The organism is Bacteroides sp. 43_46 (genome assembly GCF_001915455.1).
Classification (GTDB): domain Bacteria; phylum Bacteroidota; class Bacteroidia; order Bacteroidales; family Bacteroidaceae; genus Bacteroides; species Bacteroides caccae.
The window spans coordinates 1-20,162 of the sequence record NZ_MNQN01000122.1 but is presented as its reverse complement, the minus strand read 5'-3'; the positions used below and the strand labels follow the sequence as shown (position 1 = coordinate 20,162).

General features: G+C 45.1%; 12 protein-coding genes and 1 pseudogene. 7 read left to right on the top strand and 6 right to left on the bottom strand.

The window, feature by feature from the left end:
- Nucleotides 1-3 precede the first annotated feature (3 nt).
- The 4 genes from BHV72_RS13755 (at nucleotide 4) to mutS (ending at nucleotide 8,263) form a co-directional block, all read left to right on the top strand.
- Nucleotides 4-1,860, top strand: coding sequence for a RagB/SusD family nutrient uptake outer membrane protein (locus BHV72_RS13755; RefSeq protein WP_286856166.1), 1,857 nt, complete (start codon nucleotides 4-6; stop codon nucleotides 1,858-1,860).
- A 228-nt stretch (nucleotides 1,861-2,088) separates the two neighbouring features.
- A complete protein-coding gene (locus BHV72_RS13750; protein WP_005676731.1) occupies nucleotides 2,089-3,207 on the top strand; it encodes a glycoside hydrolase family 88/105 protein in 1,119 nt (372 codons plus the stop codon).
- Nucleotides 3,208-3,237: 30 nt separating this feature from the next.
- Entirely contained in the window at nucleotides 3,238-5,337 is a 2,100-nt protein-coding gene (locus BHV72_RS13745; protein WP_122365292.1) for a glycoside hydrolase family 2 protein, read from the top strand.
- Between the two features lie 337 nt (nucleotides 5,338-5,674).
- Entirely contained in the window at nucleotides 5,675-8,263 is a 2,589-nt protein-coding gene (gene mutS, locus BHV72_RS13740) for a DNA mismatch repair protein MutS (protein WP_005676729.1), read from the top strand.
- A gap of 140 nt (nucleotides 8,264-8,403) precedes the next feature.
- On the opposite strand, the gene lgt is transcribed toward mutS, so the two are convergent.
- The 6 genes from lgt to BHV72_RS13710 form a co-directional block, all read right to left on the bottom strand.
- Nucleotides 8,404-9,246 carry a prolipoprotein diacylglyceryl transferase gene (gene lgt / locus BHV72_RS13735; protein ID WP_005676728.1) on the bottom strand — a complete coding sequence of 281 codons (843 nt, stop codon included), beginning with the start codon at nucleotides 9,244-9,246 and terminating at the stop codon, nucleotides 8,404-8,406.
- 28 nt (nucleotides 9,247-9,274) lie between these two features.
- The gene (locus tag BHV72_RS13730; RefSeq protein WP_258973841.1) at nucleotides 9,275-10,186 is read right to left on the bottom strand and encodes a ketopantoate reductase family protein; all 912 of its coding nucleotides are present in this window, start codon (nucleotides 10,184-10,186) and stop codon (nucleotides 9,275-9,277) included.
- A gap of 42 nt (nucleotides 10,187-10,228) precedes the next feature.
- Nucleotides 10,229-11,332, bottom strand: a complete 1,104-nt coding sequence (ychF, locus tag BHV72_RS13725; protein ID WP_005676725.1) for a redox-regulated ATPase YchF — start codon at nucleotides 11,330-11,332, stop codon at nucleotides 10,229-10,231.
- A gap of 236 nt (nucleotides 11,333-11,568) precedes the next feature.
- Nucleotides 11,569-15,009 (bottom strand): bifunctional proline dehydrogenase/L-glutamate gamma-semialdehyde dehydrogenase, encoded by a 3,441-nt coding sequence (locus tag BHV72_RS13720; RefSeq protein ID WP_055255749.1) that lies wholly within the window; start codon nucleotides 15,007-15,009, stop codon nucleotides 11,569-11,571.
- 432 nt (nucleotides 15,010-15,441) lie between these two features.
- Nucleotides 15,442-16,584, bottom strand: a complete 1,143-nt coding sequence (gene araJ / locus BHV72_RS13715; protein WP_005676721.1) for an MFS transporter AraJ — start codon at nucleotides 16,582-16,584, stop codon at nucleotides 15,442-15,444.
- A gap of 207 nt (nucleotides 16,585-16,791) precedes the next feature.
- A complete protein-coding gene (locus BHV72_RS13710; protein ID WP_122295349.1) occupies nucleotides 16,792-18,213 on the bottom strand; it encodes an alpha/beta hydrolase family protein in 1,422 nt (473 codons plus the stop codon).
- A 223-nt stretch (nucleotides 18,214-18,436) separates the two neighbouring features.
- On the opposite strand from BHV72_RS13710, the gene BHV72_RS13705 reads away from it, so the two are divergent.
- From BHV72_RS13705 to BHV72_RS13695, 3 genes and pseudogenes are all read left to right on the top strand, one after another.
- Complete coding sequence (locus BHV72_RS13705) at nucleotides 18,437-18,775, top strand: cupin domain-containing protein (protein WP_005676719.1); 339 nt, start codon at nucleotides 18,437-18,439, stop codon at nucleotides 18,773-18,775.
- A 103-nt stretch (nucleotides 18,776-18,878) separates the two neighbouring features.
- Nucleotides 18,879-19,826, top strand: coding sequence for a cysteine synthase A (cysK, locus tag BHV72_RS13700; RefSeq protein WP_032855090.1), 948 nt, complete (start codon nucleotides 18,879-18,881; stop codon nucleotides 19,824-19,826).
- 91 nt (nucleotides 19,827-19,917) lie between these two features.
- Nucleotides 19,918-20,162: pseudogene (locus BHV72_RS13695) on the top strand (CotH kinase family protein); the annotation flags it as partial.

Sequence of the window (20,162 nt, the reverse complement as noted above, 5' to 3'; positions counted from 1 at the left end):
CTGATGAAACTAAATAATAAGAAAACAGGCATTGCCTGCATGATTGGAGTAGCTGTATTAGTAAGTAGTTGTTCGGATTGGCTGGACCCGAAGCCACTTTCATTCTATACGCCGGAGATCTCTTTTGCGGATTACAACGGCCTGAAGACCGGAACGGATATGTTGAACCGTGACGTCCGTTACTTTGATTTTTATCCCACATCGGGTTCTGCCGACCCTTGTATCCTTTCCGAATATTTCTTTTCGGATATAAGTGTCAACGGACGTACTGACGCGGCAAACTCTCCACAGGATCTTGTTCGACAGATTACTCCCAGTGCTTCTCTGACAGGAAATGCAAGTCAGATTAATAACTATTGGACCTATCTGTATAAAGGTATTAAAGACGCCAATACATTGCTGACCCGTTCGGAAACGGCAGAGTTTGACAATGAAGACCAACGTAAGGAAATTGAAGGATTGGCATGTTTCCATCGTGCTTATCGTTATTACCGTCTGGTGAATCAGTATGGGGATATACCGTTCATCACAGAAGAAATCACCGGGCCACGTTATGATTTTTATTCAACGAAGCGTGAAGCAATCTTGCGGTATCTGAAAAACGATTTGGACCGTACGGCTCCTTATCTGAAAAACAACGTTTATATCGGTATGGTGACTCAGGCTGCGGCTTATCACTTACTGACAAAGATCAATCTTGCATTGGGCGAATTTGACGATGCAATCGAATCAGCCAATAACGTCATTAATGACGGAGTGCACTATCTAATGACAGAGCGTTTCGGTGTTGACAAGAATGACGCTACCAAGAATGTGATTTGGGACTTGCATCAGTCTGAGAATAAATCCTTGCCTGAAAACAAAGAAGTACTTTACATGGTGCTCGACCGTTATGATGCCGGTGAGGATATTCGTTCGGCAGCCGGACTGGAAATCAAACGGCAGGTGCTTCCCTGGTTTGCAAAAGACGGCGAGATTAAAACTCCCGACGGCAAAAACGGATTTACCGATAACGATGCAAAGAAAAATCCCTATCTTGAGCAATATGGTCGTGGAGTATGTACAGCACGTTCTACCTGGTATCATACGCACATGATCTGGACACTGGATGACACAGATCTTCGTCATGCTCCGGGCAACTGGATAGAAATGACCGACCTGACCTACAATAATCCTGAACTCAAAGGTACGGAATGGTACGGACAACCGGTTCGCTTTAAAGACGATAAAGGAAACATCCTGGTAAACGATACCATTCGTGACTGGGTGGGGTGGCCGCATTATAAGACCAACGTTGCCGACCAGAAAGATAAATGGTGGCGCGGTGGTTGGGCCGACTGGTATATTTTCCGTATTGCCGAAACGTATCTGTTACGTGCTGAGGCATACATTTGGAAGGGGGATGCAACCAGCCTCCAGAAAGCTGCCGATGACGTGAACAAGGTACGCCGCAGAGCGGGAGCCGATGAACTTGATGCTGACCAGATGACTATCCGTACGATTCTGGACGAACGTGCCCGCGAACTGTATTACGAAGAACCGCGTAAGACGGAGTTGACCCGTATCGCATTTATCTATGCTAAAACCGGCAAGGCGGACGATAAGGGACGTACCTACCGTATGGATAATTTCTCCGAGAAAAACTTCTTCTACGACCACATTATGGATGTAACGGATTTCTATAACAAAGGGGTGAAAACGCTGATTGGAAATGAATATACCATTGCTCCCCACAATGTATTGTGGCCGATTGCATTGAATGCTATTTCGACAAATGTGCAGGGACATATCAATCAGACACCGGGATATGCCGGTTCGGAAAACAATATCGAGCCGTTGGACATTGACTTCAGCAAGTAACGTTTTCTTAATGGTATAACGTACCATTAACTTCCTGTTTATTGGGCATATATATCCACCACGCTGGGCATATATGCCCAATATGTTGAATCTATATATCCACCATGGTGGATATATATTTCCAATAAATCCCTCAATTATATCCGATATTTGGTGTATATTTGTACTTTGTCGGGTATTGGAACCAAAAAACTACCGAACTTTCATAATTTTTTAAACGATAAACGAATGAATCTAAGAACAAAAATCGGGGTCGTAGCAGTGCTGCTGTCTACCCTCACCGTGCAAGCACAAAACATTCCTTTCCGTAAAGCGGAAATAAAAGAAACGATGAAGAAAGTTGCCGACTGGCAAATAGCCAACCCCAACAAGGGCGCCGAACATGGTGACCTGAGCTGGACAAACGCCGTACTATATGTCGGTATGCTCGACTGGGCGGAATTGGCGGAACGTGAAGACGGTAACAAGGATTATTTTAAATGGCTCACCCGTATCGGAAGCCGTAACGGCTGGCAGCCGGACAAGCGGATGTATCATGCCGACGACATCGCTGTTTCACAACTCTTTATCGACCTTTACCGGAAATATAAGAACAAATATATGCTCAATCCTACCATTGCCCGCACGGATTGGGTGATGAAGAACCCGCCGACGGACGATTTCAAACTGGATTATCGCAAACCTGAGACACTGGAACGCTGGACTTGGTGTGACGCCCTCTTTATGGCTCCTCCGGTCTACACTAAATTATACGTCCTGACGGGTGATAAAAAGTATATCAAATTCATGAACCGCGAATACAAAGCTACGTATGACCACCTTTTCGACAAGGAAGAGAATCTTTTCTATCGCGACTGGCGGTATTTTGACCAACGCGAGGCCAACGGCCGGAAGGTTTTCTGGGGACGCGGCAACGGCTGGGTGCTCGGCGGGCTGGCGGAGATATTGAAAGAACTGCCTGCAAAGGACAAGAACCGGAAGTTTTACGAAGAACTGTTCGTGAAGCTCTGTACCCGTGTCGCTAAATTGCAGAATGCGGACGGATTCTGGCATGCAAGTCTGCTCGATCCGGCTTCTTACCCGTCACCCGAAACAAGCTGTACCACGTTTATTGTCTATGCTTTGGCTTACGGAATCAACGAGGGACTGCTGGACAAGGATACTTTCCTTCCTATACTGGTAAAAGGCTGGAATGCACAGGTTTCTGCTGTCGATGCAGACGGTAAATTAGGTTATGTACAGCCTATCGGGGCCGATCCGAAGAAGGTGACGCGGAATATGACTGAAGTATATGGCGTGGGTGCTTTTTTAATGGGCGGATGTGAGATTTATAAAATGGCCAGATAAACAAGAACTCATAATCTAATGGTAAAAAATATGATTGTATTTCTGCTCCTGTTACTGGGAGCAGTTATGAATGATACGTCCGCACGTGATGTCATTTCTTTCAATACCGGCTGGCAATTTAAGAAAGGGCCGTTTTCTACGGACCCTATGCGTGCTTCCGCACAATGGGACGGCAAGTGGGAGGAAGTGACAATTCCCCATACCTGGAATGCGAAAGATATGCAAGTGAAAGCTGATGCATTCTACGAAGGTGTAGGTTATTACAGAAAGAAACAGTTTTTCGGAAATGAGTTGGCGGGTAAACGTGTATTCTTGCGTTTTGAAGGAGTAGGGGCTTGCACAGAAGTCTATGTCAACGGAAAGTTGGTGGGAACGCATAAAGGCGGGTATAGTGCCTTCGCTTTCGAGATAGGCACTGCCTTGAAACTGGGGGCTGAGAACGAGATTATCGTGAAGGCTGACAATACGGCCCGTCCCGATGTGATTCCTGTCAATCACAGTTTGTTTGGGGTGTATGGCGGTATTTACCGTCCCGTATGGTTGATTACTACGGAGCAGAATAATATCACAGTGACCGATTGCGCCTCTCCCGGTGTGTACATCACTCAGAAGAATGTATCAAGACGTTCGGCGGATATAACTGTTAAAGTAAAGCTGGATAATGGTAGTCTGGCTCCTGCGCAGCTTGTTCTGGAGAACAGTATTTATACGCAGGAAGGGAAAAAGGTGGTTTCCCAACGTCTGCCGCTTGAGTTGACTCCGCAAGGAACGCAAAGCTATGTATCAACATTCAAACTAAAGAATCCTCATCTCTGGCAAGGTAGGGAGGACCCTTATCTTTACAAAGTAGTCTCCCGTCTGTTGGCAAATGGTGAGGTGATTGACGAGGTCACGCAGCCTTTGGGTGTTCGTCATTACGAAATTGTTGCCGGAAAAGGTTTTTATCTTAATGGAGAGAAATATCCGATGTATGGTGTTACCCGTCATCAGGACTGGTGGGGCCTGGGGAGTGCGCTGACCAACCGTGAACATGATTTTGACCTGGCTCAAATTATGGATGTCGGTGCCACGACCGTGCGTTTTGCTCATTATCAGCAGTCGGAATATCTTTATTCGCGTTGTGATACATTGGGCTTGATTATCTGGGCGGAAATCCCCTTTGTCAACCGGGTGACAGGCTACGAATCGGAGAATGCGCAGACACAACTCCGCGAACTGATTCGTCAGAGTTTCAATCATCCCTCCATTTATGTGTGGGGGTTGCACAATGAGGTTTATCAGCCTCACGAATACACAGCGTCATTGACTCAATCTCTTCACGATCTGGCGAAGACGGAAGATCCTGACCGCTACACGGTTGCCGTGAACGGTTACGGTCACGCCAATCATCCGGTGAATCAGAATACAGATATACAAGGCATGAACCGTTATTTCGGCTGGTACGAAAAGAAAGTGCAGGACATCAAACCGTGGGTGGAAGGACTCGAAAAAGACTATCCCTGGCAGAAATTGATGTTGACCGAATATGGAGCCGACGCCAACCTTGACCATCAGACGGAGTATCTGGGCGATGCGTTGAACTGGGGAAAGCCTTATTATCCGGAAACTTTCCAGACCAAGACGCATGAATATCAGTGGAGTGTGATAGCTGAGCATCCCTATATTATTGCTTCTTATCTATGGAACATGTTCGACTTTGCCGTGCCTATGTGGAGCCGTGGCGGTGTGCCTGCCCGGAACCTGAAAGGGCTGATGACCTTTGACCGGAAAATAAAGAAGGACTCTTACTACTGGTATAAAGCGAACTGGAGCAAGTCTCCCGTACTCTATCTGACGCAACGACGTAACACGGACCGCGAACGGAAGCAGACTTCCGTCACTGTTTATTCAAATATCGGAACTCCCAAAGTTTACTTGAACGGCAAAGAACTGACAGGCATTCGTAAGGGATATACGGATGTACATTATATCTTCGACCAGGTGACACTTGAAAAAGGAAAAAACAAAATCAAGGCTGTTGCGGTATATAATGGAAAAGAATACGTTGACGAGATCGAATGGGATTATCAGAGTGAAAAGAAACGTGATGCGGATGCGCACGAAAACAAAAATGAACATGCCGGGTGGTAAAACCCGGCTTATGGACATAAAAAAAGGAGCAACGCCTTGCTCCAACCTTTGTTAACCTTAAATCTAATACTATGAAAAACACATTGCAAAGATACGGACTCTTGGGAAATTAGCAATACTATGTTTTATAACACGTTTTAATAGTTTTCTCCTGTTTGTTAAGAAAAACTCCGTTCTTTTTTAAAGGTATGCAACACTAATTTTGATAATTGAATCGGTGGATTCCGTTGATTCTCTGCCGAAAAACCGTTATCTTTGTTCCGATAATCACAGTATATACTCAATAAAAAAAGAAAAGGAGAGAACCGTGAACGAAGAAGAAATCGTGCTCACCCCCATGATGAAACAGTTTCTGGATTTGAAGGCGAAACATCCGGATGCGGTAATGCTGTTTCGTTGCGGTGACTTTTATGAAACATACTCTACGGACGCCATTGTTGCAGCCGAAATATTAGGAATCACACTGACAAAACGTGCTAACGGAAAAGGAAAGACGATTGAAATGGCGGGATTTCCTCATCATGCGCTCGATACTTATCTTCCGAAATTGGTTCGTGCCGGAAAACGGGTGGCTATCTGCGACCAGTTGGAAGACCCGAAAATGACCAAGAAACTGGTGAAGCGCGGCATTACCGAATTGGTGACTCCCGGTGTCTCTATCAATGATAATATATTAAACTATAAGGAAAACAACTTCCTGGCCGCCGTACATTTCGGAAAGGCTTCCTGCGGGGTTGCTTTCCTCGACATATCTACCGGTGAATTTCTGACTGCCGAAGGACCTTTCGACTATATAGACAAACTGCTGAATAACTTCGGCCCGAAAGAAATTCTTTTTGAGCGTGGCAAGCGCCTTATGTTTGAAGGCAATTTCGGTAGTAAATTCTTCACTTTCGAACTGGACGACTGGGTGTTTACGGAAACTACTGCCCGCGAAAAACTTCTGAAGCATTTTGAAACAAAGAATCTGAAAGGATTCGGAGTAGAGCATTTGAAAAACGGTATTATTGCTTCGGGGGCTATTCTTCAATACCTGACAATGACACAGCATACTCAAATCGGGCATATTACTTCATTGGCTCGTATTGAGGAGGATAAATATGTCCGGCTGGATAAATTCACGGTGCGCAGCCTCGAATTGATTGGCAGCATGAACGATGGAGGAAGCAGTCTGCTCAATGTGATTGACAGGACGATCAGCCCAATGGGAGCACGTCTGTTGAAACGTTGGATAGTTTTTCCATTGAAGGACGAGAAACCGATCAATGAGCGTCTGAATGTGGTGGAGTATTTCTTCCGTCAACCGGACTTTAAGGAGTTGATCGAAGAACAGTTGCATCTTGTCGGTGATTTAGAGCGTATCATCTCCAAAGTGGCTGTGGGACGTGTGTCACCGCGTGAAGTGGTTCAGCTGAAAGTGGCTTTGCAGGCTATCGAACCGATCAAACAGGCTTGTCTTGAAGCGGATAATGCAAGTCTGAACCGTATTGGCGAGCGGTTGAATCTTTGTGTTTCTATTCGTGACCGGATTGCCCGGGAAATTAATAATGATCCTCCTTTGTTGATAAATAAGGGCGGAGTGATTAAAGACGGTGTGAATGCGGATTTGGACGAATTGCGCCGGATTTCGTATTCGGGAAAAGACTATCTGCTTCAGATACAGCAGCGGGAAAGCGAAGAAACGGGTATTCCGAGTTTGAAAGTGGCTTATAATAATGTATTCGGCTATTATATCGAGGTTCGTAATGTTCATAAGGACAAGGTTCCTAAAGAGTGGATTCGCAAGCAGACGTTGGTAAATGCGGAACGTTATATCACACAGGAACTGAAAGAGTACGAAGAAAAAATTCTTGGTGCCGAAGATAAGATTCTTGTGCTGGAAACGCAGTTATATACGAATTTGGTACAGGCATTGACGGAGTTTATCCCCCAGATACAGGTTAACGCCAATCAGATTGCCCGGTTGGACTGTCTGTTGTCTTTCGCTAATGTGGCGCGTGAGAATAACTACATCCGTCCGGTTATTGAGGATAACGACGTATTGGATATTCGTCAGGGCCGCCACCCGGTAATTGAGAAACAGCTTCCGATAGGAGAGAAATATATTGCCAATAATGTGATGTTGGACAGCAGTACGCAGCAGATCATCATAATAACCGGTCCCAATATGGCGGGTAAGTCAGCGCTTTTGCGTCAGACGGCATTGATTACGCTGTTGGCTCAAATCGGTTCGTTTGTCCCTGCGGAGAGCGCCCATATCGGGCTGGTGGATAAAATATTCACTCGTGTGGGAGCAAGTGATAACATCTCCGTAGGTGAATCTACTTTTATGGTGGAGATGAACGAAGCGGCGGATATTCTGAACAATGTTTCTTCCCGAAGCCTGGTACTATTTGACGAGTTGGGGCGTGGTACCTCTACGTATGATGGCATCTCTATTGCCTGGGCGATTGTGGAATATATCCACGAACATCCGAAAGCCAAAGCACGTACTTTATTCGCCACGCATTACCACGAATTGAATGAAATGGAAAAATCTTTCAAGCGTATCAAGAACTATAACGTATCGGTGAAAGAGGTGGATAATAAGGTAATCTTCCTTCGTAAACTGGAACGTGGTGGTAGTGAGCACTCTTTCGGTATCCATGTAGCAAAAATGGCGGGTATGCCGAAAAGCATTGTGAAGCGTGCGAATGAGATTCTGAAGCAGCTTGAATCTGATAATCGCCAGCAGGGAATAGCAGGCAAGCCGTTGGCGGAAGTAAGCGAGAACCGTGGTGGTATGCAGTTAAGTTTCTTCCAGTTGGACGATCCGATACTCTGTCAGATTCGCGATGAAATATTAAATTTGGATGTAAATAATCTCACTCCTATTGAAGCGCTGAACAAGTTGAATGATATAAAGAAGATAGTCAGGGGAAAATAGCGGATTATTAACGTGTTCACAAATAGTATATAGAACGTTTTCTGAGATCTGGAAAACGATTTGTAAGTATAAAAGGCGTTTCCTTTAAGTGATTGGAGGAAACGCCTTTCTAGTATGCAGTCGATTTTTATATATCAGGTTCAGGCTACTTTTTTCTTCCGGTCGTAGAAAAACATGAAGTAGATGCCGACTATAACGAATGGAATACTTAGCCATTGTCCCATGTTGAACATCATGTTGTTCTCGAAATCCTCTTGGTTCTCCTTCAAAAATTCGATGAAGAAACGGAAGACAAATATGTAGGTCAGGCAGAGCCCGAAGAAGAAGCCGCGATGCAGTTTCTTGCTGTAATTCTTATACAGGTAAATCATGATGAAGAACAAGATAAGATAAGCGATCGCTTCGTAGAGCTGTCCCGGATGACGGGGTTGCATATCTACCCGTTCGAAAATGAATGCCCAGGGCACATCAGACGGCTTGCCGATGATTTCGGAGTTCATCAGGTTGGCAAGACGGATACAGCAGGCGGTAATTGGAGTAGCTACGGCAATCATATCCAGCACGTCCATATAATGAAGTTTTGTTTTGCGGCAATAGAGCCACAGAGCAATAATCAGTCCAAGTGTCCCCCCGTGGCTGGCAAGTCCTTCATATCCTGTGAATTTCCAACCACCGGCAGGCAGGAATTTAATAGGTAACAGCATCTCTACAAACCCTTTACCGCTTGTCAGATACTGTCCCGGGTCGTAGAACAGGCAATGCCCCAGACGTGCTCCAATCAGAATACCGAAAAAACAATAGAAGAAGAGGGGGTCAAATTTCTTCTCATCTATTTTTTTATCGCGATACTGGTAGTGAACAATGACGTAAGCCAGAAAAATTCCTACTGCCCACAATAGCCCGTAGTAACGGATAGAAAGGCCGAACAGGTTAAATAGTTCGGGATTCGGATTCCAGTTGATAGATAATAATAAGGTATTCATATTGGATAACGGTTTACGGTTTGGTGAATTAGTATTTAGTGAATTTTTCGGCTACCATCCGGTAAGTAGGAATATCAATCCCTTGTTCTTCCGCAGCGGTAATCATGTCGAATAACAATCCTTGTATCTCCGAATCATGTCCCCGTGCCAGGTCTTTCTGCATGGAAGCGGTACTTTCCGGGTCGAGTTTGTCGATGACTTTCAGATTATAGCTTATCGGGTCTTCGGGAAATTCTACACCCAGTTTACGTCCCAGTTCGGCACTCTCCGTAGAAAGTCCGATGAAGGTATCGCGCACCTTTCCCGGTTTCTGTACCTCGCCCATGGGGACGTCATAGTAAGCTCCGGTGACAGCCATTGCCGAGATGAACGACCATTTAATGAAGGTATCCCGATTGATATCCGGAGAGATTTCCGCTTTGATTCCGCTCTCCTGAAGATCTTTCTGAACGGCTTCCAGTATTCCCGGGGCAACTTGTGTCCCTTTGTGGGCTCCGTACACCAGGCGGAAAATTTTTCCCATTTGAGTGATCTCTCCTGTACCGGATACGAATCCGACAATATAGATGCAACCGTCGAGTACCGTCACTCCCGGAACGAGACGTTGGATACGCGGTCCTGTTCCGTAAACATTCAGAATAGGAATGACGATTGTCTTGTCATGTGCCGCCCTCTTTATCAGTTCAGTAATCGAGTCGACAGAATATCCCTTGACGCAGACAAAGATTACGTCTGCCTTTCCATTGAATTCTTCTGCTGTTGTTGCCGGGATAGCAAGCGTGTGCTCTCCCTTCAAGTCCGATTTCAATTTCAAGCCGTTTGTCTGTATTGCCTGCAAATGAGCTCCGCGGGCAATACAAGTAACGTCTTTTCCGGCAAGCGACAGAAATCCTGCTATACTGCCTCCAACGCCTCCGGTTCCTGCAATGAGATACTTCATAATAATTACAATTTGCTGATTACAAATGCAAGGTTATCGCGATTATACGTTGAAACGGAAGTGCATGATGTCACCGTCCTGCACGACGTATTCTTTGCCTTCTACGCCCAGTTTTCCGGCTTCTTTCACTGCTGCTTCCGAACCGTACCGGATATAATCATCGTATTTTATCACTTCCGCACGGATGAATCCTTTTTCAAAATCGGTATGGATCACACCGGCACATTGCGGAGCTTTCCAACCTTTCTCGTAAGTCCAGGCACGCACTTCCTGTACGCCGGCAGTGAAGTAAGTTTCGAGATTCAGCAATTTATAGGCTGATTTGATAAGACGTGCTACGCCCGATTCCTCCAAGCCTACTTCGGCGAGGAACATCTGACGGTCTTCGTATGTTTCCAGCTCGGCGATGTCCGCTTCTGTCTTGGCTGCAACAACCAGTATTTCAGCATTCTCGTCTTTTACGGCTTCACGTACCATATCTACGTATTTGTTGCCGTTTACTGCACTTGCTTCGTCTACGTTGCAGACATACATTACCGGTTTGCTGGTCAACAGGAACAGTTCATGTGCAATCTTCTGTTCATCTTTTGTTTCAAAAGTCACGGTACGTGCCGATTTGCCTTGTTCCAACGCTTCTTTATATTGAACCAGTACATCGTAAGCCTGTTTGGCAGCTTTGTCGCCACCCGTTTGTGCTTGTTTCTGTACCTTTTGGATACGACTCTCGATCGTTTCCAAGTCTTTCAACTGAAGTTCATAGTCGATGATTTCTTTGTCGCGGACAGGATTTACACTTCCGTCTACGTGTGTCACGTTATCGTCGTCGAAGCAACGGAGTACATGGATAATAGCGTCTGTCTCACGGATATTGGCAAGGAACTTGTTTCCCAATCCTTCACCTTTACTTGCACCTTTTACCAGTCCGGCGATATCTACGATTTCTACGGTTGTAGGAACAATCCGTTGGGGATGTACCAATTCTGCCAGCGCATTCAGACGTTCATCGGGAACGGTAATTACACCTACATTGGGTTCAATAGTACAGAAAGGGAAATTTGCCGCCTGTGCTTTCGCATTCGACAAACAGTTGAAAAGTGTCGACTTACCCACGTTCGGTAGTCCAACAATACCACATTGCAATGCCATATTAATCTATTATTTCTATTATTATCAATAGGATACATATATATGAACAATGATTTGGAGGCAATACCCGGATAAAAAAGAGTGTTTGTTACCAAGTTGTTCATTTTTAGTCTGCAAAGATAATCATTTTTTGAGCTAATAAAGGAAACTTGGTATACTTTCTGTCTTTTCCCCTTATTCCGGCTTACTTTTAGTATGGAAAGTAAAGTCACAGAATAAGGGGATTTTAGTATTAATTATTCGTAAGGCGGCACTTCGGAAATACTACCATACCGGTGATATTCGAAAGAAATGCTTTGTTCCTTGAAGTAGCGAATAAGTTCGATGCGTCCCTGTTTCATAGGAGGCGCTGCCACAATATACATATTGGTTTCCGCGGCACGTTCATACATACATTTGGGGATATTCGGAGAACAAGTACGTACTCTTTCATAGTCCGGCATCACTTTCAGGAAGTCCTCCAGCGATTCCTTTCGAAGCGGCCAGCCATATTGGGTAAGTGCGGCAGTACGGTCATCCGAGGGGTCGAAGCTGATAGTGAGAGGTGTTCTACATAGTTCCGAGGCGTATGAGATCATATTGACCTCTCTATCTGTGTCTTCCGGAAAAAGACGTAGAATCATGCTTTTCAAAGGTAAGTAACGGAAGACATTCTGTTCTCCGTATAGCTTATTAACATCCCTCGGGTCCATAAATTCTTCCTCACAAGCGTCGAAATAACTGTCTATGTAATCAGTCTGGCTGTCCGGCTTGTCTGTGATTTCTACAAAACAGGTACAATAATTGGGACCTCCCGCTTTGATACCGCCTCCGAAAGCAGACAGTTTCATTCCACCGAATGGCTGGCGGTTGACGATTGCTCCGGTGATTCCCCGGTTGATATACAGGTTGCCTGCTATTACGGAGTTTTTCCACAGCTTTTGTTCCTCTTCATCAAGACTCTGTAATCCCGAAGTTAACCCGTAATCCAGGCTATTGACTAACTTAATTCCTTCTTCAAGGTTCTCGATGCAGGCAACACTCAGCAGAGGGCCGAATAACTCGGTTCGGAAAGAGAAGTTTTCCGGTTTCACTCCCCATTTCACGGTCGGAGCCAGCATATATTCTTTCTCATCGATGAAACGGGGAGGAACCAGCCACGATTCTCCCGGTTCGAGGTTGAAGGCTTGTAGCAACTTGTCGTTCTTATTGGTAATCATCGGACCGACAATATTTCCGGGATTCCAGACACTGCCTACTTTCAGGCTCGTTGCCGCATCTTTCAGTTTGCTTTGGAAGTTCTTGTCTTCATAGACCGAACGTTCGACCAATAACAGAGAACAGGCGGAACATTTCTGGCCGGCATTACCGAAGGCGGAAGCGACGATGTTCATGATAGCATGGTCACGGTCGCCCGATGCAGTGAGGATAATGACGTTTTTGCCTCCCGTTTCGGCTGATAGCGGAGTTACCGGATTGGCTCTTGCGATATTCTGGGCGGTGTCTGTTCCTCCTGTCAGAATGATATGCTTGATTGCAGGGGCGGTAGTCAGCACTTTCAGCGCTTCCCGGTTGGTGATGATGACTTGTAAGGCCTCTTTCGGTACACCTGCATCCCAAAAAGCTTTGGCGAACATCCAGGCAACCGGAGCCGCTACGGTGGCAGGTTTCAGGATAACGGTGTTTCCTCCCGCCAGTCCGGCTACTATACCGCCTACGGGAATGGCACACGGGAAGTTCCACGGTGAAATGACCAATATGGTACCTTTCGGTTTTATCTCTATATCATCTAATGCGGCGAATTTCTTCATCGCTGTCGTGTAGAAACGGGCATAATCTACCGCTTCCGATACTTCTACATCACCTTCAATGACAGTTTTACCGGTTACGGCACACATACAACCTATCAGGTCACCCCTCATATCAGCGAGCCGGTTGGCTGCTTCGTACATAATCCGGTGGCGTTCTTCCAGTGTGGTTTTTCTCCACCCGGCAGGATCTGTCTCGGCAATTTCGATAATCTTTTCCACTTGAGCACTGTCCGCCTGTGACATTTCACAGATACAGACCTCGTCATTCTGGCAACGGTCGAGGTATTTGTAGCGGTTTTTGCATACTACTGTTTCCGCACCTATCTGTAAAGGAATGATTTCCGGTTCTTCCGTTCCGCTTTTCTTCCATTTGGCAAAGATACGGCGCACCCATTCCTGATTTTGTGACAAGTCGAAGTCCGTATCCGGTTCATTCTGCATTGTGTCCGATGGGGCGACGGGAGTGTACGGAAGATTACGGTTCTGAACGCGTGGAGACACATGCGTGAGGTGATCTTTCATAGCATATGCTTCTTCAAACTGCTTTGCGAGGAAGTCCCACTCTTTTGTATCCGGTTTCAGATTGAAGGAGTGAGTCAGGAAATTGTCGGGTGCCGTATTTTCGTCCATGCGACGGACAAGATAAGAGACGGCGTTCAGGAAATGTTCGTTTTTCACTACCGGAGTATATAGAATCACCCGGTTGCCGAGCATTGACTGCGCTCTCCAAAGATGATTCGCCATTCCTTCGAGCATTTCGAAGGTCATATATCCGGTTGTCCCGTACTTCTGAGCCAGCAGATAAGCATAAGCGATCGAGAACAGATTATGAGAAGCAACCCCGAGATGTAAAACCCGGGCATTTTCGGGCATCAGTCCACGTTCCAACAGGCACAGATAATTGGCGTCAACTTCTGTTTTGGAAGGACGAATCGGGTTCGGCCAGCCTTTCAGGGAGGAGATAACCGTTTCCATTTCCAGATTACAGCCTTTCACCAGACGCATTTTGATAGGAGCTCCGCCTCCGTCTACGCGGGCTTTGGCAAATTCCAGCAACTCGGTTTGGAAGTCGTATGCATCCGGCAGATAAGCCTGTACGACGATTCCTGCCGAATAGTTCTTGAATTGCGGCAGGTTGAGTACTGCTTTGAAGAGGCGCAATGTGAAGTGGGCGTCTTTATATTCCTCCATATCCAGGTTGATGAACTTGGAGCGTTTTATTCCGTCTTCGTCCGTATAAGGAAAATCAATGGCTTTCTGATAAAGCGCGGACATTCGTGAAACGAGTTCCGGGAAACTTTCTTCGTAGTTCAGAGCGTGTGTCTGCGCGTAGATTCCCGATATTTTCACTGAGATGTAATTAATGTCGGGTGATTCAAGAGCTTCCAGATAGTGATGATAGCGGTGATCGGCTTCTTCGTTGCCAAGCACCACCTCGCCTAAAAGATTCACGTTCTGCCCGATTTTCTCTTTGAAGCGGGTAGCCAGATGCTTCGTGAGTTGCGGGCGTTCCTCATTGATAATAACTTGCGAGGTATCCATGCGCAGGCGTTTTTTGATAATCGGGATAGCGATAAAGTCGAAATGATGTCCGAATGCCTGATACATTTTGAATAAGAAAGCATCCCGTTTGTTCAGAAATTCGGGGACACCGTACTGGTCAAGGAGAGTCTTGATACGTTTGGCGAGTATCTTCCGGTCGCGGATTTGCGAGGATTCGTCGAGCATCTTCACGAGGAATTTCTTGTCTTGCGGGCGCTGCACCATGACGGCATATTTATGCTGTTCCAGGCGTTCGGCTTTCGTAATCGTTTGTTCACAAGTATTATACAGTTTAAGTACCCAATCCTGTACTTCGGTAAGGGTCGGTTGATATTGTTTGTCCATAAGAATCTGAATTATGTAAATGGAGAAAATGTGAAAAAAGAATCTCAAATTGCAATTTACATAGTACGGAGGGTAGGACTAAACATAACAGCACGGTAGCGATGCAGGGTTTGCAACGCTTGCTGCGAGAAGCAGTCGAACAGATACTGTTGTTTCATATTCGTCGTTTTTGAAGGTGATTAGAAACGAAAGACTCACACTTCTCACAAAGATAAAAATAAATTATTGATTTTCAAGTAAAAGGGGAAGAAAATACAATTGTGATAAATTCTAATATGTATGGTATGAGTTGATACAAGACGCGAGCGAAATAAATTAATCTTAATCTCTCTAAGATTTAGTTGTTCGGATATTATTAATTAGTACTCGTTATGCATGACTTTATTAACTATGAGGAGTAAATATGTGCTAACTTTGAATTAGTTACCTCCTTTAGTATCTGGCCTGATATTTCTTATAAAAAATCAGAAACAGGATGAATCCGGTCAGTGCGAAAGGAACACCTGTGAGGGCGGGGTAACGATAGCCTTCACTAACAGTCAATCCCCCTGCATAAGCGCCAATGGCATTTCCCAGATTGAATGCGACCTGTACGCAGGCAGCCCCCAACATCTCGCCGCCTTTTGCCACACGGATAATCAGTATTTGTTCGGGGCTGGATACGGCAAACAACCCTGCCGTGCAAAGGCACATCAGTATAGCAGCCGTCCATTTGTAGGGAGAAAGGAAGAAAATGAGAAGTAGCATAAGGCATATTAATGCTTGTGCGGCAGTTCCCACTTTTCCGGGTGTATAGCGGTCGGAGAGGCGCCCGCTGATAAGATTTCCCATGACCATACCGAATCCGGCAAGAATCATCAGCGGAGTAATACTTTCGGTGGAGAAACCGGAAATATTCGTCAGCATAGGGTTGATATAGCTGTACCAACAGAATACGCCACCGTTGCCTAACGCCGTAGCACCGAGAATGAGCCAGGGAGCCGGAGTCTTCAAGAAATGGAATTGTCCTTTAAAGCCGGTATCCTTCAAGCCTTCTACGTGAGGTACCCAGCGCCAGATGTAATACAGGATAACGATTCCCCAGATGCCGACCAACAGGAAAGTGGCACGCCAGGAAAGCATGGTGCTGAGAGAAGTTCCCAATGGGACACCGAATAGGTTGGCAATGGTCATTCCGGCAATCATAATCGAAACGGCTTCCGAACCTTTCCCTTTATCAGCCAGTCTTTCGGCAACAATGGAGCCGACGCCGAAATATGCTCCGTGCGGTAGTCCGGAGATGAAGCGCGCAGCAAGCAATATCCAATAATTGGGAGCTGTTGCAGCACAGATATTACCTATCATAATCAGGGTAACTAATACCAGCAGAATATGTTTCAACGGATATTTGCGGGCTAATGTCAACACGGGGGCACCCACACAGACGCCTAATGCATAAGCGGAAATGAAATGTCCCGCCATAGGGATACTGATCCCTAAATCTTTTGCCACATCGGGCAAAATACCCATCATTACAAATTCGGCAATACCTAATCCCAGGGTGCCGAACGCCAATGCGATAAGACTCTTTTTCATACCAAACTTAACCTGATACCTGTAACTTTTTACCTTTTTCTTTTTTGCGGGTGCAAAGGTAAAACAAAATCGGGCAGAGTGAGTTCGGTGTGAAATATTTTGATTTAAGTCAATTTATACAATGCTGCGTATGTAAGACTATGGATTTTAATAATTGTGTTTATAATAATATTATTGCGGTTTTTTTTATTAATAGAGATTGCCTTTTCAATTGCTCTTTCCTGAATGTTTAAGAATCCAGTCTGTTATATCTTTTAGAACTTCCGGGCTAATGGTTTCTTCTAGCTGCCCATACTCCGCCAATGTTCCTTTTTCACAGGTTTGAAACAGATGATTTAAGTTCGGGTAGGCTTTTACCGTTACATTCTTATTCCCGTTCTCGCTGATTCTTTGTTGGATAGCCGTAAGGTTCATAGCCGCCTCCACTTGAATGTCCTTTTCTCCGTTTAAGGCAAGTACCGGACATTTTATTTTTTTCATGGCTTTAGCCGGGTCATATCTCATAAAATGAAGATACCAGGGGGAGGTCATGGAACTTATCTGGGAGGAAATCTGCTGTACGGTATTCAAGTCTTTCAGTTGTTCGGACGACATGGTTTTGGTAACATCTGCATATAACTCTTTTTGAAGTTCATCTGTGGTTTTGTCTGCTTGTTGCAGTATGGCATACCTGTTTCGTATCGACGGTTTCGTTCCTTGCCAGAACGCATCCGGCATTCCCTGGGATTTAGAAATCATCTCTACTTGTTTCAGCATCAGGCTGTCACCTCTTACGCCGGCTCCTGCCAATGAAACAATAAACGCAATCGCAGGGTCTTTGGCAGCTACGATGAATGCTATGATTCCGCCTGCGCTATGTCCGATAATGCCAATCTTCTTTGTGTTTATTTCTTTTCTGCCGCGCAGGTAATTGATGGCAGCTTCCGTGTCTGTTGCGAAATCCTCGTTGGTGGCTGTTGCATGGTTGCCTTGTGAGGCGGCTGTGCCACGATCATCACAGCGTAATACGGCGATTCCGTTCCTCGTCAGATAGTCGGCGATGACTAGGAAAGGCTTGTGTCCCATGATCTCCTCATCCCGGTTCTGCGCACCGCTTCCTGTCACCAACACTACTGCCGGAAATTTATTTCCCTTTTCGGGAAGAGTTAATGTCCCCGCAAGGTTAATTCCGTCCTGTTCGTTTCTTACTGTAACTTCTTCACTTTTATAAGGGAAAGGTGGTTGAGGTTCCTGCGGACGTTTGGGACGGTTTGCTTCTCCCTTTTCCAGGTTCAATGGGATAGGCATTCCTTGTGTGAATGTTCCGGTTATCGTTTTATCACTTTTCAATTTTCCTTTGTAGGAAGCATGAATAACAGGTATCTGAATAGTTAATATGGAATCACTGAAAGAGGTAGCTTGTGTCTTTATGCCGTTGGCTCCCTGGTCGGGACTGTCGAGCGTTGTTACATAAGTTCCTTGAGCCGCTTGGTTGATATGGAATACGATAGTCAGCAACCCGGTGGGAACAGTCAGTTTTCCGTGCCAAGTTCCTGAGATATCTTGCGCGGATGCGGAAGAAGATAAGAACAGTCCGGTGAATAATCCGGTGATAATAGTAGCTATGTAGACAGTTTTCAATGTGTTCATAAGAGAGAGATTAATAGTGAATGTAATTGATGCATATCAGATGATTCGTACAAAGATAACGATTATTCTGACATAAAAAATAAGACATTACTCAATCTTGTTTTAAGTCGAGTAATATTCAGGATAATTTATGAGATTTGTTAATGAAGGCTGCCTTTATTTTGCTGTCAATGGACTAAAAGGCTATCTTTGTTTTTATTTAATAGATTAATATTTGATAAATATGAAGATGTGTAGTGAAGTCTTTCAGTTTGAAAAGGAACTGAAGTGGGAGAACCCGGGTCCGGGAATCCGTCGTCAGATAATGGGTTATGACGAACAGTTGATGATGGTAAAAGTGCAGTTTGAAAAAGGAGCTGTCGGTACAATGCACGAACATCATCACAGTCAGGCTACCTATGTGGTAAGTGGAAAGTTCGAATTAACGATTGGCGAACAGAAAGAAATACTATCGGCAGGAGATGGCTATTATGTGGCTCCTAATAAACCTCATGGCTGTGTTTGTCTCGAAGCAGGCGTGCTGATTGACACATTTACTCCGATGCGGGCAGATTTTCTGTAAGACAGATGTGGTATGAAATTACCACATCTGTGGTATTTCGCCTGAACAGAATCCGCGCTATCTTTGTCATATATTAAAACGTATGAATTTAAAACGGATATATATGGAGAAGATAGCAAGAAAATTGACGGACCTGGTTGGTAACACTCCGTTGTTGGAACTTAGTAATTATAATAAGAGTAAGAATTTGAAAGCTCGCCTGGTAGTGAAGCTTGAATATTTTAACCCTGCCGGAAGCGTTAAAGACCGTATTGCTTTGGCGATGATTGAAGACGCTGAGGTAAAAGGTGTTTTGCAAGCGGGAGCTACTATTATAGAACCGACTAGTGGCAACACCGGAGTAGGACTGGCTTTTGTGGCTGCTGCCAAAGGTTATAAGTTGATATTGACAATGCCCGACACGATGAGTGTTGAACGCCGCAATCTTTTGAAAGCTTTGGGAGCAGAATTGGTCCTGACTCCCGGTGCGGATGGTATGAAAGGAGCAATTGCCAAAGCGGAAGAACTGAAAGCGGCAACTCCGGACTCTGTTATCTTACAACAATTTGAAAATCCTGCTAACCCCGCCATGCATTTACGTACTACCGGCCTGGAAATATGGAGAGATACCGAGGGGAAAGTCGATATCTTTGTGGCCGGCGTGGGTACTGGCGGGACAGTTAGCGGAGTAGGTGAAGCATTGAAGATGCGCGACCCCAGTGTGAGGGTGGTAGCGGTAGAACCGTCTGATTCGCCGGTTCTTTCCGGAGGAAAGCCTGGGCCTCATAAGATTCAGGGAATCGGTGCGGGTTTCATTCCGAAGACTTACAAGGCTTCCGTCGTAGATGAAATTATTCGGGTGCAGAATGATGATGCCATTCGTACAAGCCGTGAACTGGCGAAGCTGGAAGGATTGCTGGTCGGCATATCTTCGGGTGCTGCTGTTTATGCGGCGACAGAACTGGCAAAACGCCCGGAAAATGAAGGGAAGATGATTGTGGCGTTGCTGCCCGATACAGGCGAACGTTATTTGTCTACTATTTTGTATGCTTTTGAGGAATATCCTTTATGATACACTGAATTTTAGAAAAAAGAGAGAGAATAATCGGGTGGTTATTTGGCAAAATCGTATATTTGCCAAGTAACCATTTTTATTTAATACTATGTTAAACAATACTTTAGGGATTTTAGTAACTATTCTCTTACTATTTTCCGCCTGTAAAGACGAAGAACCCTCAATCTCTTCAACGAAGGAATTGCTGAACTTTTCTATTTTGAAAAGTGATAATCAAGGTAAGGTCGCAAATGATGTGGAAGCCTCTATTCAGGGGAGTGTGATTACATTGCCATTGGATAAGTATGATGATTTGAAATCATTAATTGCCGTATTCGAATATAATGGAAAATC

Excerpts from the sequence above, each read along its gene's own strand:
- BHV72_RS13755 (WP_286856166.1), top strand. The coding sequence starts at position 4 with ATGAAACTAAATAATAAGAAAACAGGCATTGCCTGCATGATTGGAGTA.
- BHV72_RS13750 (WP_005676731.1), top strand. The coding sequence starts at position 2,089 with ATGAATCTAAGAACAAAAATCGGGGTCGTAGCAGTGCTGCTGTCTACC.
- BHV72_RS13745 (WP_122365292.1), top strand. The coding sequence starts at position 3,238 with ATGATTGTATTTCTGCTCCTGTTACTGGGAGCAGTTATGAATGATACG.
- mutS (WP_005676729.1), top strand. The coding sequence starts at position 5,675 with ATGATGAAACAGTTTCTGGATTTGAAGGCGAAACATCCGGATGCGGTA.
- lgt (WP_005676728.1), bottom strand. The coding sequence starts at position 9,246 with ATGAATACCTTATTATTATCTATCAACTGGAATCCGAATCCCGAACTA.
- BHV72_RS13730 (WP_258973841.1), bottom strand. The coding sequence starts at position 10,186 with ATGAAGTATCTCATTGCAGGAACCGGAGGCGTTGGAGGCAGTATAGCA.
- ychF (WP_005676725.1), bottom strand. The coding sequence starts at position 11,332 with ATGGCATTGCAATGTGGTATTGTTGGACTACCGAACGTGGGTAAGTCG.
- BHV72_RS13720 (WP_055255749.1), bottom strand. The coding sequence starts at position 15,009 with ATGGACAAACAATATCAACCGACCCTTACCGAAGTACAGGATTGGGTA.
- araJ (WP_005676721.1), bottom strand. The coding sequence starts at position 16,584 with ATGAAAAAGAGTCTTATCGCATTGGCGTTCGGCACCCTGGGATTAGGT.
- BHV72_RS13710 (WP_122295349.1), bottom strand. The coding sequence starts at position 18,213 with ATGAACACATTGAAAACTGTCTACATAGCTACTATTATCACCGGATTA.
- BHV72_RS13705 (WP_005676719.1), top strand. The coding sequence starts at position 18,437 with ATGAAGATGTGTAGTGAAGTCTTTCAGTTTGAAAAGGAACTGAAGTGG.
- cysK (WP_032855090.1), top strand. The coding sequence starts at position 18,879 with ATGGAGAAGATAGCAAGAAAATTGACGGACCTGGTTGGTAACACTCCG.